13 protein-coding genes and 1 other RNA gene are annotated in these 15,652 nt (G+C 65.5%); 10 read left to right on the top strand and 4 right to left on the bottom strand.

Going from position 1 to position 15,652, the window contains the following annotated elements; all coding sequences use genetic code 11:
• Nucleotides 1-7 precede the first annotated feature (7 nt).
• From AC5V87_RS31375 to AC5V87_RS31365, 3 genes are all read left to right on the top strand, one after another.
• Entirely contained in the window at nt 8-1,591 is a 1,584-nt protein-coding gene (locus tag AC5V87_RS31375) for a DHA2 family efflux MFS transporter permease subunit (RefSeq protein WP_456843221.1), read from the top strand.
• Nucleotides 1,592-2,100: 509 nt separating this feature from the next.
• Nucleotides 2,101-3,900, top strand: coding sequence for an ABC transporter ATP-binding protein (locus tag AC5V87_RS31370; protein WP_495368800.1), 1,800 nt, complete (start codon nt 2,101-2,103; stop codon nt 3,898-3,900).
• A 64-nt stretch (nt 3,901-3,964) separates the two neighbouring features.
• The gene (locus AC5V87_RS31365; protein WP_495368799.1) at nt 3,965-5,371 is read left to right on the top strand and encodes an MATE family efflux transporter; all 1,407 of its coding nucleotides are present in this window, start codon (nt 3,965-3,967) and stop codon (nt 5,369-5,371) included.
• Nucleotides 5,372-5,451: 80 nt separating this feature from the next.
• Here the strand turns inward: AC5V87_RS31365 and AC5V87_RS31360 are convergent, their stop codons facing one another.
• Nucleotides 5,452-6,195 carry a sulfite exporter TauE/SafE family protein gene (locus AC5V87_RS31360; RefSeq protein WP_495368798.1) on the bottom strand — a complete coding sequence of 248 codons (744 nt, stop codon included), beginning with the start codon at nt 6,193-6,195 and terminating at the stop codon, nt 5,452-5,454.
• A 224-nt stretch (nt 6,196-6,419) separates the two neighbouring features.
• Here AC5V87_RS31360 and AC5V87_RS31355 point away from each other — a divergent pair, with 224 nt between their 5' ends.
• Nucleotides 6,420-6,680, top strand: coding sequence for a hypothetical protein (locus AC5V87_RS31355; protein WP_495368797.1), 261 nt, complete (start codon nt 6,420-6,422; stop codon nt 6,678-6,680).
• Nucleotides 6,681-6,685: 5 nt separating this feature from the next.
• Here the strand turns inward: AC5V87_RS31355 and AC5V87_RS31350 are convergent, their stop codons facing one another.
• On the bottom strand, nt 6,686-8,056 hold the full coding sequence (locus tag AC5V87_RS31350) for an aminotransferase-like domain-containing protein (RefSeq protein WP_495368796.1): 1,371 nt from the start codon (nt 8,054-8,056) through the stop codon (nt 6,686-6,688).
• A gap of 79 nt (nt 8,057-8,135) precedes the next feature.
• Between AC5V87_RS31350 and AC5V87_RS31345 the strand changes: the two genes are divergently transcribed.
• Nucleotides 8,136-8,570, top strand: coding sequence for a DUF983 domain-containing protein (locus AC5V87_RS31345; protein WP_495368795.1), 435 nt, complete (start codon nt 8,136-8,138; stop codon nt 8,568-8,570).
• A 129-nt stretch (nt 8,571-8,699) separates the two neighbouring features.
• Here AC5V87_RS31345 and rnpB read toward each other — a convergent pair.
• Nucleotides 8,700-9,131, bottom strand: an RNA gene (rnpB, locus tag AC5V87_RS31340) — RNase P RNA component class A.
• Between the two features lie 149 nt (nt 9,132-9,280).
• Here rnpB and AC5V87_RS31335 point away from each other — a divergent pair.
• Together AC5V87_RS31335 and AC5V87_RS31330 are read left to right on the top strand one after the other, a co-directional pair.
• A complete protein-coding gene (locus AC5V87_RS31335) occupies nt 9,281-9,631 on the top strand; it encodes a YciI family protein (protein ID WP_495368794.1) in 351 nt (116 codons plus the stop codon).
• Nucleotides 9,632-9,773: 142 nt separating this feature from the next.
• Entirely contained in the window at nt 9,774-11,006 is a 1,233-nt protein-coding gene (locus tag AC5V87_RS31330) for an RNA polymerase sigma factor (protein ID WP_495368793.1), read from the top strand.
• A gap of 122 nt (nt 11,007-11,128) precedes the next feature.
• On the opposite strand, the gene AC5V87_RS31325 is transcribed toward AC5V87_RS31330, so the two are convergent.
• Nucleotides 11,129-11,986: an N-acetylmuramoyl-L-alanine amidase gene (locus AC5V87_RS31325; protein ID WP_456843230.1), complete on the bottom strand. Its 858-nt coding sequence runs from the start codon at nt 11,984-11,986 to the stop codon at nt 11,129-11,131.
• Nucleotides 11,987-12,433: 447 nt separating this feature from the next.
• Between AC5V87_RS31325 and rsmH the strand changes: the two genes are divergently transcribed.
• From rsmH to AC5V87_RS31310, 3 genes are read left to right on the top strand one after another with little or no spacing between them, the layout of a single operon-like run.
• The gene (rsmH, locus tag AC5V87_RS31320) at nt 12,434-13,423 is read left to right on the top strand and encodes a 16S rRNA (cytosine(1402)-N(4))-methyltransferase RsmH (RefSeq protein ID WP_495368792.1); all 990 of its coding nucleotides are present in this window, start codon (nt 12,434-12,436) and stop codon (nt 13,421-13,423) included.
• A gap of 3 nt (nt 13,424-13,426) precedes the next feature.
• On the top strand, nt 13,427-13,819 hold the full coding sequence (gene ftsL, locus AC5V87_RS31315) for a cell division protein FtsL (protein ID WP_456843232.1): 393 nt from the start codon (nt 13,427-13,429) through the stop codon (nt 13,817-13,819).
• Entirely contained in the window at nt 13,816-15,582 is a 1,767-nt protein-coding gene (locus AC5V87_RS31310) for a peptidoglycan D,D-transpeptidase FtsI family protein (RefSeq protein ID WP_495368791.1), read from the top strand. Before ftsL ends, AC5V87_RS31310 begins: the two co-directional genes overlap by 4 nt.
• Nucleotides 15,583-15,652 lie beyond the last annotated feature (70 nt).

The following is a 15,652-nucleotide window of genomic DNA, read 5'->3' as shown; positions in this document are numbered from 1 at the left end:
TGACGCCATGGCCACCGCCACGACCGCTTCCCCCGCCATGATGGCATCAGCCGCTTCGGAGCGCATCGCGCCGAAGCGGCTGTTCGCCTTCATCATCATGGTGTTCGGCATGTTCATGTCGATCCTGGACATCCAGATCGTCTCGGCATCGCTCAGTGAAATCCAGGCCGGCCTGTCGGCGAGCTCGAGCGAAGTCTCTTGGGTGCAGACCGCCTATCTGATCGCCGAAGTCATCGCGATCCCGCTGTCGGGCTTCCTGTCGCGCGCGTTCGGCACGCGGCTGTTGTTCGCGATCTCGGCGGCGGGCTTCACCTTCTCGAGCCTGCTCTGCGGCTTCGCCACCACGATCGAGGAGATGATCCTCTGGCGCGCGCTGCAAGGTTTTCTCGGCGCCGGCATGATCCCCACCGTGTTCGCCTCGGCCTATACGGTGTTCCCGCGCACGAAATTCCACATCGTCGGCCCCATCATCGGGCTCGTCGCGACCCTGGCGCCGACCATCGGACCGACCGTCGGCGGCTACATCACCGACCTGATGTCGTGGAACTGGCTGTTCTTCATCAACGTCGTGCCCGGCGTTGCCATCACGCTGGGCGTGCTGGCGCTGGTCGATTTCGACGAGCCGCATTTCGAATTGCTCGACCGCTTCGACTGGTGGGGCCTGTTGTTCATGGCGGGCTTCCTCGGCACGCTGGAATATGTGCTGGAGGAAGGCCCGCAATATGAATGGATGCAGGACACGTCCGTTGCGATCTGCGCCTGGATCTGCGCCATCTCCGCGATCGCGTTCTTCTGGCGCGTCTTCACCGCGGCCGAGCCGATCGTCAATTTGCGCACTTTCTCCAACCGCAATTTCGCGATCGGCTGCCTCCTGCAGTTCTGCATCGGCATCGGTCTCTACGGTCTGACCTACATCTATCCGCGCTACCTCGCCGAGGTGCGCGGCTACAGCGCGCTGATGATCGGCGAGACCATGTTCGTCTCGGGCATCACCATGTTCCTGGTCGCGCCGCTGGTCGGCCGGCTCATGGTGAAGTTCGACATGCGCTACATGATCGCGTTCGGTCTGGTCGTGTTCGCGATCGGCTCCTACCAGATGACCTGGATCACCCGCGACTACGATTTCTACGAGCTGCTGGTGCCGCAGATCCTGCGCGGCATCGGCATGATGTTCGCGATGGTGCCGACCAACAATATCGCGCTCGGCACGCTGGCGCCCGACCGGGTCAAGAACGCGAGCGGCCTCTTCAACCTGATGCGCAACCTCGGCGGTGCGGTCGGGCTCGCCGTCATCAACACCGTGCTCAACGACCGCACCGATCTGCACATCACGCGCCTGCAGGAGCGCGTGCACTGGGGCAACGCCACCGCGACCGAGACGCTGACCATGCTCCAGCAGAAATTCCAGGGACTCGGTGACTCCACGCTGATGGCGATGAAGCAGCTGAGCCAGATCGTGCACCGCCAGGCCGTGGTGATGAGCTTCGGCGACGCATTCTTCATGCTGACGCTGTTCTATCTCGGCCTCAGCGTGCTGGTGACGCTGCTGAACAAGCCGGCCTCGCTGACCGGCGGCGGCGACGCGCATTAGGCCAGCCAAGAACGCGGCGTCATCGCCCACTTGTGCGCCAATTGCGCACTGGGGCGGGCGATCCAGTATTCCAGAGGCCCTCGTCGGAGGGCTCGCTCTCACCACATCCGCCGCGGCGTACTGGATTCCCCGCCTTCGCGGGGAATGACGGAGAGTATGAGGCAGCGGCTCCCCCGCGCACAATATTGCAACACTCATCCGTGATCTCGCGTGGGCCCCGTTGCAAATCACCCGTGACGCATCTATAAAGCGCACCTCATTCATTCGAACCGGGAGGGATTTGCATGATTTCGTCGCAGTCGCAGATCGCACGCCCGCGCTCGATGTTCGCCTGGCTCGGTATGTACGCGGCCTGTTAGAGGCCTCTTCCGCCAGATTCGATTGGGCACATCGTCCCGATCGCTCCTCTTCCCAAGTCAAAGCCACCTTGAAGTGACGCCGTCTCGGCCCTCGCGGCCGATTTGCGTCCATCGATGGAGCTGGCCCGCGCCAAGCGGCCGGATGATGTCATGACCGTTCCATCAAAGAAGCCCGCGGCGATACGCGTGGTGCTGCCCTTCGTGTTCCGCCACTGGCTGAAGCAGCCGGGGCGCACGCTGATCGTCGCCGGCGGCCTGTTGGGCGCGACGGTCGCCGACCTGTTCATGCCGGTCTTCTCCGGACAATTGGTCGATGCGTTGACGCGCGGTTCGTCCGACCCCGACGCGCGCCACGCCGCGCTGGTCGCATTCGGCGCCATCGTGGCGCTCGGTGCAGCCTCCGTGGTGCTGAGGTTGATCGGTCTCCAGGCGATCGTGCCGTTCACGCTGAAGATCATGACGGAGGTGGCGCAGGACGCGTTCATGCGCGTGCAGCGTTTCTCGACCGATTGGCATGCCAACTCCTTCGCCGGCTCCACCGTGCGCAAGATCACGCGCGGCATGTGGGCGCTCGACCTGCTCAACGACACCATCCTGATGGCGTTGGCGCCGTCCTTGCTCGTGCTGATCGGCTCCATGGTCCTGATCGGCCTGCATTGGGCCTCGCTCGGCGTGGTGATCGCGGTGGGCGCGCTGTTCTACGTCACCATCACCGTGGTGTTCTCGACGCGGTACATCGCGCCGGCCGCGCGCGTCTCCAATGCCTGGGACACCAAGGTCGGCGGCACGCTGGCGGATGCGTTGACCTGCAACGCCGTGGTGAAATCCTTCGGCGCGGAGCTGCGCGAGGATGCGCGGCTCGCCCGCGTCATCAATCGCTGGCGCGTGCGGGTGCGGCGGACCTGGTTCCGCTACAACTACACCGCCATGGCGCAGCTTGCGCTGCTCCTATGCTTGCGGGCGTCCGTGATCGGCGGCTCGGTGCTGCTGTGGATGTACGGGCACGCCTCGCCCGGCGACGTCACCTATGTGCTGACGAGCTATTACGTCATCCACGCCTATTTGCGCGACGTCGGTATGCACATCAACAACCTGCAGCGCGCCGTGAACGACATGGACGAGCTCGTGGCGATCCATGGCGAGCCGATCGGGATCGTCGATGCCGCGGGCGCCCGGCCGATCGCGATCGAGGGCGGCGAGATCGTGTTCGACGATGTCACGTTCCACTACGGCGGCCATCGTGCGCCGCTCTATGACGGGCTGTCGGTCACGATCCGCGCCGGCGAGCGCGTGGGCCTTGTCGGCCGCTCCGGCTCGGGCAAGACGACCTTCGTCAAGCTGGTGCAGCGGCTCTACGACGTCTCCGGGGGGCGCGTGCTGATCGACGGGCAGGACATCGCGAAGGCGACGCAGCAATCGCTGCGCAGCCAGATCGCGATCGTGCAGCAGGAGCCGATCCTGTTCCACCGCTCGCTCGCCGAGAACATCGCCTATGGCCGGCCCGGTGCCAGCCTGGAGGCGATCGAGCAGGCGGCGCGGCTCGCCAATGCGCACGACTTCATCCTGCGCCTGCCCAAGGGCTACGGCACGCTTGTGGGTGAGCGCGGCGTGAAGCTGTCGGGCGGCGAGCGGCAGCGCGTGGCGCTGGCGCGCGCCTTCCTGGCGGATGCGCCGGTGCTGATCCTGGACGAGGCGACCTCGAGCCTCGATTCGGAATCGGAGGCGCTGATCCAGCAGGCGATGGAGAGGTTGATGAAGGGCCGCACCTCGATCGTGATCGCCCACCGGCTGTCGACGGTGAGGAGTCTCGATCGGATCCTGGTGTTCGACCGCGGCGAGATCGTCGAGCAAGGCACCCACCCCATGCTCGCGGGCAAGCCGGGCGGTATCTATCGCGGCCTGTTCGAGCGCCAGGTGGTGGAGCTCGGGCACATCGCGGCAGCGGAGTAAAGGACGTGGAATGGCGCGTGGCCGACGGACGATCGCCGGCCACGACGCCAGAGGATGGAATGAGATGAAAGACCTGACGCACGGCTCCATCGTGAGACACATCCTGGCCATGGCGCCGCCGATCATGCTCGGCATGGTCACGATCATGATCTGCCAGCTGGTCGATCTGTACTTCGTCTCGGGTCTCGGCGAAGCGGCCGTGGCGGGCGTCGCCGCAGCCGGTAATGCCGGCTTTCTCGTCAACGCACTGTTGCAGGTGCTCGGCGTCGGGACGGTGGCGCTGATCGCGCATGCCGTGGGACGCAAGGACCGGCACGATGCCAATCTGATCTTCAACCAGGCAATCGCGATGTCGATGCTGTTCGGCCTGTTGACCCTGGTCATCGGCGCGGCGCTGTCGCGTCTCTACATGCGTTCGGTCGCCGCGGACCAGGCCACGATCGAGGCGGGGACCACATACCTGTTGTGGTTCACGCCGGCGCTCGCGCTGGAGTTCGCCATGCAGGTGCTGGCCTCCGCGATGCGCGCAACCGGTATCGTGCGCCCGGCGATGCTCGTGCGGGCGGTCGCGGTCGCGATCAACATTGCACTGGCGCCGATTCTGATCTCGGGCTGGCTCACCGGCTATGCGCTCGGCGTTGCCGGCGCGGGGCTCGCAAGCTCGATCGCGGTCGCCATCGGCGTCCTGATGCTGCTGGCCTATTTCCGCAAGGTCGAGCGCTACGTCACCTTCAACCCGGCGCAGTGGCGGCCGCAGGTTCGGCACTGGAAGCGTATATTCAATGTCGGCCTGCCCGCCGGCGGAGAGTTCGTGATGGTCTTCATCATCATGGCCGTGGGCTATTATGTGCTCAGCGTCTTTGGCCCGGCCGCGCAGGCAGGATTTGGCATCGGGACGCGTGTCCTTGGCCTGATCCAGATGCCGGCGCTCGCCGTGGCCCTCGCCGCAGGGCCGATCGCCGGCCAGAACTTTGGTGCCGGCAATGGCGCGCGCGTGCGCGAGACCTTCGTCAAGGCGGCGCTGGTCGCGACCGCCGTGACGATCGTTTTCCTGATACTTGCACAGGCCGCGCCGGGTCTGTTGCTTGCGGGTTTCTCGAACGACCCGGAGACGATGGCGGTTGCGTCGCTCTTCGTCCGCATCATCTCGCTCAACATGGTGGCACAGGCGCTGATCTTCACCTGCTCCAGCATGTTCCAGGGACTTGGCAACACCAAGCCGGTGTTGTGCACCTCGGTGATCCGGGTCCTCACTTATTCCTTGCCGTCGATCTGGCTGTCGACGTGGCCAGGCTTCCGGATGGAGCACGTCTGGTATTTGTCGATCGTGACAACCACGCTGCAGGCGGCTTTGAACGTGTGGCTGCTGCGCCGCGAGTTCAGCAAACGCCTCGGGGTGCCGCTCAAGGAGGCGGCTTGCGGGCAGGCGGAGGCTCGACCGGTCGCGCCGCTCGTGCGTGAGCCCGCGTAGCAACGTCTTGTGACCTCCCCACGGCTCCGGCTAATTTGCGGCGCCGTGGGGACGGCGCTCGCCGCCAATAAGGCCGCAAGCTAGATTGCGCCAATGCTGTTCCAGACGAGTGTCAGGCCTGACAGGAACAACAGGCCGAGCACGACGTCGCCAAAATGCTTGTCGTTCAGCGCATGATAGACGCGGGCGCCGGCCCATGCGCCGATCAGCGTGCCGGGAAACGCCACTGCCGCGAGCCAGACCACCTTGAATGCGACCAGGCCTGAGGCGGTCTGCAACACCAGCGCGGTGGCGAGCACGGTGAAATTGAAGAGCTGGAAGATGCCGCGCCGCTCATGCTTGTTCCACCCACGGAGGTTGGCCCACAGGATCGGCAGCGGCCCGGACAATCCGGCGAGGCCGCCCAAAATGCCGCCGGCAAAGCCAATCGCGCCGTCGGCGATGCGGCCGCCGAATTTGACGGCAAGCGGCCTCCTATTGAGATAGAGCGCCGACGAAAAGATCAGGATCAGCACGCCGACGCTCAGCTTGAACACTTTCGGATCGGCTGAGGCGACCATCATGGTGCCGAGCGGCACGCCGATCAATCCTCCGATCAGGAACGGCCAGACCAGCGAGAGATCAAAGCTCTTCCACATCGACGGCAACGTCGAGCTCTGCGCGATCACCGAGCAGATCAGCACCAGAGGCACCGCGAGCGAGGGCGGCAGCACGTAGAGCCAGATGCCGAGCGCCATCAACGCTGTGCCGAATCCGGCCAGCCCCGAGACGAAGCCTCCAGCCAGCGCGCCGAACAGCAGCAGCACGTAGGTGAGCGTTTCCAACGAATTGTCCTTGTTGCAATGGGCGATGCCGGATTGTTGATCGCCACTGCCCGCATAGCACAGCCGCGGCCGGGGCGGTCAATTTCAAAACCGCACGCAAGCGTGATCCTGAGCTGCGGGCGTCCGCGAAAGACCGGCCTACATGATGGTCGTACTGCAATTGGGGCCCCGACGCGAGCTGCGCCTCGATCGGCCTATTCCCGTTTAGATGATGGAGCATAATCATGACCCGCACGAAGATGGCCGTCTCGGCCGCGCTGCTGTCGGCGATGGCCTTGATGCCGACCTTGGCGCAGGCACAGTTTTCGGAGCCCGCGGCCTATCAGGCCGCACATCCCGACCGCGACGTGCTCAATGGCGGCCAGCTCACGCCTGCAGCGCGGACGGCTCTTGGCCAGCAGGGAACGCCGAGCGACGCCTATGCGGCTTATCCGTCAGCCGTTGCGCCGGTGGTGCATCCGCGTCATCGCCGTCACCATCAGTAACGAGCCTAGACGATCTGCCTGGTGTCGGCGGGCTTGTGCAGCGCGCCGACCAGAATGCGAAGCGCCTCCGTCAATTCCGCCCTGTTGCGCGCCGCGCCGAGCGAGACGCGCGCGGCATGCGGCGGCATGCCGTCCACGGTGAAGGCATCGCCGGCGACGACCGCAAGTCCATTGCGCAACAGATGCGCCGCGATGTCGGGCCGGCCCTGCGGCAGCCGAAGCCACAGATGATGGGCGGCGGGCTTGGCCAGGAACTGGAAACCTTTCAGCGCGCGCTGCGCCAGCTGCTGGCGCCCGATGGCTTCGTTGCGGATCGCGGTGATGATCCGGTCGGCAATGCCGGCTTCGATCCAGTGCGTCACCAGCGCGACCATCAGCGGCGCCGGCATCTGCACGGTCGCCTGCAACAAGCTGCGCATCTGCAGCTGGGCGTCGTTGTCGGGCGTCACGAGATAAGCGACCCGCAGCGCCGGCGCGATGCATTTTGACAGCGTGGTCGCGAGATATGTCCGCTCGGGAATGAGATTGGCGATCGGCAATGCCGAGCGGTCGAGCAAGCCGTAGGCATCATCCTCGATCAGCGTAGTATCGGCATTGCGGATGATCTTGGCGATAGCCTCACGACGCTCGGGGACAAGCGTCGCCGTGGTCGGATTGTGCAGCGTCGGGATGAGATAGACGGCCTTCGGGGAGTGCATGCGGCAGGCCTTTGCCAGCGCATCGGGCAGAATGCCGCCGTCGTCCATGGCGACACTGACGAGCTTGACGCCGAGCCGCGCCGCGGCGGCCTTGATGCCTGGGAAGGTGAGGGCCTCGGTGAGCACGACATCGCCGGGCCGCGCCAGACGAGCGAGCAGGTTGAACAGGATCGTCTGCGCGCCGGGAAAGATCACCAGCCTGTCGGCATGGACGTGCGGCACACGTGCGCGCATCCAGCGCGCCGCGGCCTCGCGCTCATGCGCGCTGCCGCCGGGCGGCTGATAGTTCAGGAATGCGGTCAGGCCCGATTGGGCGCGGAGGGCCTCCATCCCAGCGATGATGCGCTCGTCGAGCTGTGCTTCCAGCGGATGCGGCGGCACGTTCATCGAAAGGTCGATCGCGACGGGATGCGGCAGGTCGACCGCGCGGCGCGCGCTGGTCTCCGACACGAACGAGCCCTGACCGACGCGCGCCTCCATGATGCCGCGGCGGCGCGCCTCGGTATAGGCGCGCGTCACCGTGGTGAGGTCGACGCCGAGCGCTTTTGCCAGCGCGCGCTGCGTCGGCAATTGCTGGCCGCGCACGAGACGGCCGGCGGCAATGTCGGCCTCCATGGCCTCGACGATGCGCTGGTAGCGCGGCCCGCTCAGCTCCGAGATTGTAGGGGTCCAATCCATGCAATTTAGGCCCATATGCTTTGAATGTATGGATACAAGATAGTATTGTATGGATCAACAAAACGGAAGAGGTGTCGTCATGACAACCGGTTCGGTTTCTCTGGCAAACGCGATGTGGCGCGGTTTTCGCGGCAAGTGCCCGAACTGCGGCGAAGGACATATGTTCGGGCGCTTCCTGAAGGTCGCTGACGCTTGCGATCATTGCGGCGAGGAGTTGTTCCACCAGCGCGCCGACGATTTCCCGGCCTATCTCGTGATGGTCGTGCTCGGCCATCTCGTGGTGCCGGCGATCCTCGCGATCGAGACGGCCTACGCGCCGCCGGTCTGGCTGCAACTGGCCGTGTGGCTGCCGGTGACGCTGTTCGCCTCGCTCGCGCTCTTGCAGCCGACCAAGGGCGCCATCGTCGGCCTGCAATGGCAGATCGGCATGCACGGCTTCGAGGCTGGCAAGCTGCGGCGCGATGCAAGTCAGCTTGCGCGAGTCCTCGCGAAAGTGAATACGCGCGCCGCCTGAAGCGGCACGTTTACATCGCGCGCGTGCCAAAATGGTGAGGGGTCCGATGCGTCAGCATCGAACCCCTCGTCACTTCTTCGCGTTTTCTTCACGCGAACCGGAAAACCACTTCGCTCGAAAACGCTTTAGAATATCAGCCGGCCTGTAAGCCGGGTTCTGTAGGGCATCGTCCGCTTGCGCGAACGATACGTGACGGCCATTCCTCTGGGACCATGTTTGCACATGGCCTCGAGCAACCTACCCGGACGGCGGGCCTGACATCGCCCCGCGGCGTTATCGCTTTCGCGAACAGCCCGCTACGCCGTCCCTATTCGGTTTTGCTCCCGGTGGGGTTTGCCATGCCGGGTCCGTTGCCGGATCCGCGGTGCGCTCTTACCGCACCTTTTCACCCTTACCTCGCCGAAGCCCCGTTAGGGGCGAAGGCGGGCGGTCCGTTCTCTGTGGCACTTTCCCTGGGGTTGCCCCCGCCGGACGTTATCCGGCACCGCATGTCAAGGGAGCCCGGACTTTCCTCCCCGGCGGCCTTTCGGCACCTGCCGGAGCGGCCGTCCGGCCGACTGACCGATAACGCATGGAGCATTCGTGACGGTTCCGTCAAGCCGATATCGCCGCGCGCGCCGCGGCCGAATAATTTATCCTGAAGATGTCGTTTGGAGCGTGCCCCGTTCGACTGGATGTCGGCGACGCAGCCGAACAACAGGAGTGAAGCGATGCAATATCTGCTGATGATCTACCAGAACGAGGTCGAGTACGCGAAGAACGACGCGGCGACCAGCCAGAAGATGCTGGCCGAATACCAGGCCTTCACGCAGTCCATTATCCAGAGCGGCAATTTCAAGGCCGGCGATCGGCTGCGGCCGACATCGACCGCGACGACCGTGCGCGTGCGCGACGGCAAGACGCTGACGACCGATGGTCCGTTTGCGGAGACGCGCGAGCAGCTCGGCGGCTACTATCTGGTGGAGGCCAAGGACCTGAACGCAGCGATCGAGATCGCCGCGCGGATTCCGAGCGCGCGCATCGGCTCGATCGAGGTGCGGCCGATCTGGGTGTACGATTAATGACGGCGCAGCCGTGATTCCGGGGCTCGCGAAGCGAGGACCCGGAATCTCGCGCCACGACTTCGAGATTCTCAGGTGCGCAGTTGCGCACCAGAGGTCGCGACCGTGTCGCGCCCCGGAATGACGTGCAAAGCATCATGCAATGACCCCAGGCGAGATCGACAAAATCTTTCGCGACGAGGCGGGGCGGGCGCTGGCCACGCTGATCCGCCTCGTCGGCGATTTCGATCTCGCCGAGGACGCGCTTCAGGATGCCTTTGCCGTCGCGCTCGCGCGCTGGAGCGCGTGCGAGATTCCCGACAATCCACGCGCCTGGCTGGTGAATGTCGCGCGCAACAAGGTGATCGATCGCATCCGCCGTCAGGCCGTCTTCCGCGGCAAGCAGCAGGCACTGGTGCACGAGCTCGAGCTGAACGCGCAGGGCGACGACGAGCCGCCTGCGATGCTCGACGATGACATGCTGCGGTTGATCTTCACCTGCTGCCATCCCGCCTTCGCGCCCGAGGTCCAGGTCGCCCTGACGCTGCGCACCGTCTGCGGGCTCTCGACCGCGCAGGTCGCGCGCGCCTTTCTCATCAGCGAAGAGGCGATGGCGCAGCGCCTCGTCCGCGCCAAGCAGAAGATCAGGCTCGCCGGCATTCCCTACGAGGTGCCCGAGCGCGCCACCCTGGTGTCGCGGCTCGATGGCGTGCTCACCGTGATCTATCTCGTCTTCACCGAAGGCTATGTCGCGACCTCGGGCGCAGACCTGATGCGGCCCGATTTCGCGGCTGAAGCCATCCGCCTCGGCCGCCTGCTCGACCGGCTGATGCCGGAGCGCGCCGGTATCAAGGGCCTGCTGGCCCTGATGCTGCTGCACGATGCGCGCCGCGCCGGGCGTGAGACGGCGGCCGGCGACATCGTGCTGCTCGAGGAGCAGGACCGCGCGCTGTGGGACCGCGCACAGATCGAGGAGGGCCTGCGCCTGGTTGACGACGCGCTGCGCCTTGCCGGCCGGCCGCAGGCCTATGCGGTGCAGGCCGCGATCGCGGCGCTGCATGCGCGCGCGGCAAGTTTTGAGGAGACCGACTGGCCGCAGATTGCCGGACTCTACGAGGTGCTGCTGCGCATCAGCCCGTCGCCGGTGATCGAGCTCAATCACGCCGCGGCCGTGTCGATGGTCGATGGCCCGGCACGTGCGCTCGATCTCGTCGACGCGATCACCGCGCGCGGCGGGCTCAACGGCTATGAGTTGCTGCCTGCCGTGCGCGCGGATCTGCTGCGGCGGTTGGGGCGGAAGGATGAGGCACGCACGGCCTATCGCGCCGCGACGGAGGCGACGCAGCTCGAGCCGCTGCGGCGGCTCTATGCGCGAAGGGTGAGGGAGATGGATTGAGTTCCCGTCATGGCCGGGCTTGTCCCGGCCATCCGGGTCCTTTGCGCGCGAAGACAGAGACGTGGATGCCCGCGACAAGCCCGGGCGTGACGGAGCAGGAGGTCACATGCTCGAAGCGTCTTCTATTTCGACGCGATCGTCGTCCCCTCGGCCGGCAAGCTCGCCAGCAGCGCCTGCAAGGTCGAGAGCGTCGAGTGATCCGCGACACCGTCGAGCCGCGCCGGGCGGAAATGGCGCTGGAACGCGGTGATGACTTCCATCGTCGCAGCGTCGTATTTGCCGGTGAGCGGAACGCCGTAGCCGTACTTCGCGAGGGCCTGCTGCATGCTGAGCACCGCATCGCTGATGGTGCCGAGCATCAGGCTCTCGCCGCGCACGATCGGTGCGGGCGTCACCCAGTGACCGACGCCGGAATTGGCCAGCGAGTGCCACGGAAACTTCTCGCCGGGATCCTTCTTGCGTGCGGGCGCGACATCGGAATGGCCGAGCACGCGGTGCGGCGGCACTTTTCGCCGCAGCATGATACCGCGGCAGAGCGCGATCACGGCGGCGATCTGGCGCAGCGGAAATTCCGGATAACCCCAGTCATGGCCGCGATTGACGATCTCGATGCCGATCGAGCAGGAATTGACGTCGTCCTCGCCGGCCCATGATGAGACGCCGGCGTGCCAGGCGCGCTTCGCCTCGGGCACGCATTGCACGATGCGGCCGTCCTCCAGCACGACGTAATGCGCCGACACTTCGGTGCCCGCCGTGCATAGCCGCGCCAGCGCGCCCTCGACATCGGGCATGCCGGTGTAGTGCAGCACGATCATGTCTGGCTGCCGTCCCTTGTTGCGCTCGCCATAGTTCGGCGAGGGAATGATGTCGGAGACGATCGAGGAATCCGGATCGAACGTCCGCATGTTCGCCGCGGCCTTGGGAACCGGGAGAACGCGCTGACGCTTCGAATCAGACGGTGTGGACGAACCGGACGGCATGGACAGCTCAAAAGAATGGAGAGTGGGCCAAGCCCTTCTCTTTACTATTCCTTTACCCTCGGCCGTGCGCAATCGCATGGCGCGGTTAACGGATGCATTTTGGCCGGGTGTGTGGATGCAGCATCACCGTCAAGCCGCCCTATCTTACGCCGGACACCTTTTCGAGTTGTAACGGGCCGCTCAACGCTTTCTTAACGCTAAGAGCCGTTACTGAGGGATGAAGAGCCGACCCGCGTCCGGAGGCGGCCAAAGCGTATTTTGGCTCGAAATCCCATGGCTGCCCGACACATTCCACTGGGAACTCTGGGCTTGCAGCCCGGGACGACGGGGCTCGGTAACCATGTTGGACTGGGGCTTGGTCGTGGAACCGCCGCGACGCGTAATCATTCGAGGCGTAATGGGCTGGTTCGCCCCCGATCTGGCATGGTCGTTCGGCAGGCGTGGCGCATGAGCACCGCTCCTCACATTCCCGTGCTCGGCCGCGAGGCGATCGATCATCTCGCACCGCGCGCGGACGGGATCTATGTCGATGCCACCTTCGGCGCCGGCGGCTACAGCCGCGCCATTCTCGATGTGCCGGGAACCCGCCTCATCGCGATCGATCGGGACCGCACTGCGATCGCTGGCGGGGCCGAGCTGGTCGAGCGCTCCGCGGGCCGGCTGACGCTGGTCGAAGACCGCTTCTCCAACCTCGCCGAGGTCTGCGCGGCCCACGGCATCGAGGCCGTCGACGGCGTCGTGATGGATGTCGGCGTGTCCTCGATGCAGCTTGACCAGGCCGGCCGCGGCTTCTCGTTCCGCGTCGATGGGCCGCTCGACATGCGGATGGGGCAGGCGGGCCCGACCGCAGCCGATGTGGTTGCGCGCGCCTCGGAAAGCGATCTCGCCGACATCATCTATCTCTTCGGCGAAGAGCGGCATGCGCGCCGCGTTGCCCGCGCTATCGTTGCCGACAGGCAAGAGACGCCGTTCACGACCACACGCGCGCTGGCCGATCTCGTCGGCAGGGTGGTGCGCTCCAAGCCCGGCGACATTCACCCGGGGACGCGGACGTTCCAGGCGCTGCGCATCTTCGTCAACGAGGAGCTCGAGGAACTCAAGACGGCGCTCGCCGCGGCTGAGCGCGTGCTCAAGCCCGGCGGCCGTCTCGTCGTGGTCTCGTTCCATTCGCTGGAAGACCGCATCGTCAAGAATTTCCTCGCCGAACGTAGCAAGACCGGCGGCGGCTCGCGGCATCTGCCGGAAGTGGCGCAGTCCGCGCCGAGCTTCCAGCTGCTGACGCGTCGTCCCGTAGTCGCCGGCGAAGCGGAGCTCGCGAATAATCCGCGCGCGCGGTCGGCAAAGCTGCGCGCCGCCGAGCGCACCTCGGCGCCCGCGCATGACGACGATGAGCCATCGCCCTGGCCAAAGCTCTCCGACGTGATGAGGGGCGGCTAGCGCATGCGCATCATCCACCTCCTCGTCATCGGCGCGCTGATCTTCGCGGCGGCCTATGTCTACCGGATCAAGATGGACTCGACGGCGCGCACCGAGAGGGTGCTGCGCCTGCATGCGGAGATCCGCGAGCAGCGCGACGCGATTGCAGCGCTCCGCTCCGAATGGGCCAAGCTCGATGCGCCGTTGCGCCTGCAGGGCCTCGCCGAGCGCCATCTGCCGCTCAAGCCCGTCAACGGCACGCAATACGACTCCCTGAAGAACCTGCCGGAGCGTCCGCCGCGGATGTTCAGGCCGGGCGAACCCGATCCGATCGGGGCCATGCTCAACACCATCGAAGCCGCGAGCGATCCCGATGCCGTGACGGGCTCCGTGCCCCGCCCCGAGGACAAGCAATGAGCCCGGCGACGTCTGCAAAACCAATGCAAAAGCCGACCGCGCGGCCCACTGAGCCTTGGCGGCAGCGGCTGATCCGCAGCCTGCTCTACGGGCGCAACGTCGACCGCGCCGCGAAGGCGCGTGCGCGCGTCGGCCTCGCGATGCTTGCTTTTGCCTCGGTCTATCTCCTGATCGGCGGTCGGCTCGTGATGTTCGCGATCGGCGCCGACGCCCATGGCGCGCGCCGTGCCGCGGCGCAGGAGGTGGTCGCGACCGCGCGCCCCGACATCGTCGACCGCAACGGCGCGATCCTCGCGACCGACGTCAAGGCGTCGAGCCTGTTCGGCGAACCGCGCCGCATCATCGACAAGGACGAGGCGATCGAGCTTCTGACCGCGACCGTGCCCGACCTCGACGAGGCCGAGGTGCGCGAGCGCCTGTCGGGACGAAAGGGCTTCGTCTGGCTCAAGCGCGAGATCACGGCGAAGCAGCAGCAGGACATTCACAAGCTCGGCATTCCCGGCATCGGCTTCCTGCGCGAGAACAAGCGCGTCTATCCGACCGGCAACGAGGTCGCCCACCTCATCGGTCTCGTCAACATCGACAACCAGGGCATCGCCGGCATGGAGAAATGGCTCGACAATCAGGGCCTCGCCGACCTGCACCGCGCCGGCTTCGCCACCGACCGGCTGCAAAAGCCGATCGAGCTCTCGATCGATCTGCGCGTCGAGCACGCGCTGCGCGACGAGCTGCTGAAGGCGAAGGAGAAGTTCCACGCCAAGGCGGCGTCGGGCATCGTCTCCAACGTCAAGACAGGCGAGCTCGTGGCGATGGTCTCGCTGCCAGATTTCGATCCCAACAATCCGAAGGAAGCGCACGACCCTGACCGCATCAACCGCCTGACCACCGGCGTCTACGAGATGGGCTCGACCTTCAAGGCGTTCACGCTGGCGATGGCGCTCGATTCCGGAAAGATCAATCTGAACTCGTCGTGGGACGCGCGCGGCAATCTGCACTACGGCAAGTTCACCATCCACGACAGCCATCCGCTCGGCCGTTTCATCAACACCAAGGAAGTGTTCACCTACTCCTCCAACATCGGTGCGGCGCGGATCGCGCTGGGCCAGGGCGTCGAGGCGCACAAGGCGTTCCTCGCTAAGATGGGCCAGTTGACGCGGCTGCGCACGGAGCTGCCGGAGAGCGCGGCGCCGTTGGTGCCGCGGCGCTGGGGTGAATTGAACACCGTGACCATCGCGTTCGGCCAGGGCATCTCGGTGGCCCCGCTGCAGGCGGTGATGGGCATCAACGCGCTGGTGAACGGCGGTTACCTCATTCCGCCGACCTTCATGAAGCGCAGCGAACAAGAAGCGGCGGCGATGGCCAAGCGCGTCATCAAGCCGGAGACCAGCGACAAGATGCGGTTCCTGATGCGGCTCAATGCCGAAATCGGCACCGCCAAGACCGCCGACGTCAAGGGCTACTATGTCGGCGGCAAGACCGGCACGTCGGAGAAGGTCATCAACGGCCGCTATGCCAAGAAACGGGTGCTGAACTCGTTCACCGCGATCATGCCCTGCGACGATCCGAAATATCAGATCCTGATCATGCTGGATGAGCCGCAGGCGATCCCTGAAACGAAGGGTTTCATCACTTCGGGCTGGAACGCGGTGCCGACCGGCGGCAAGGTGATCGAGCGGATCGCCCCGCTTCTGGGCGTCGAACCGCGGTTCGACCTGCCGCCGTCCGACCGCCTTATTCTTGCAGCATCCAGGACAACCCAGTAATCAACTGGGGTGGCCATCGCCGGTGCTGATTCGGCTTTTCCTGACTATTCGGCTCTCCGGCGCGGCATGT

The sequence above is a fragment of the Bradyrhizobium sp. SOJA106 genome, from assembly GCF_059448745.1.
The sequence above is the reverse complement of the archived record's forward strand: the minus strand, read 5'-3'. Positions and strand labels throughout refer to the sequence as shown.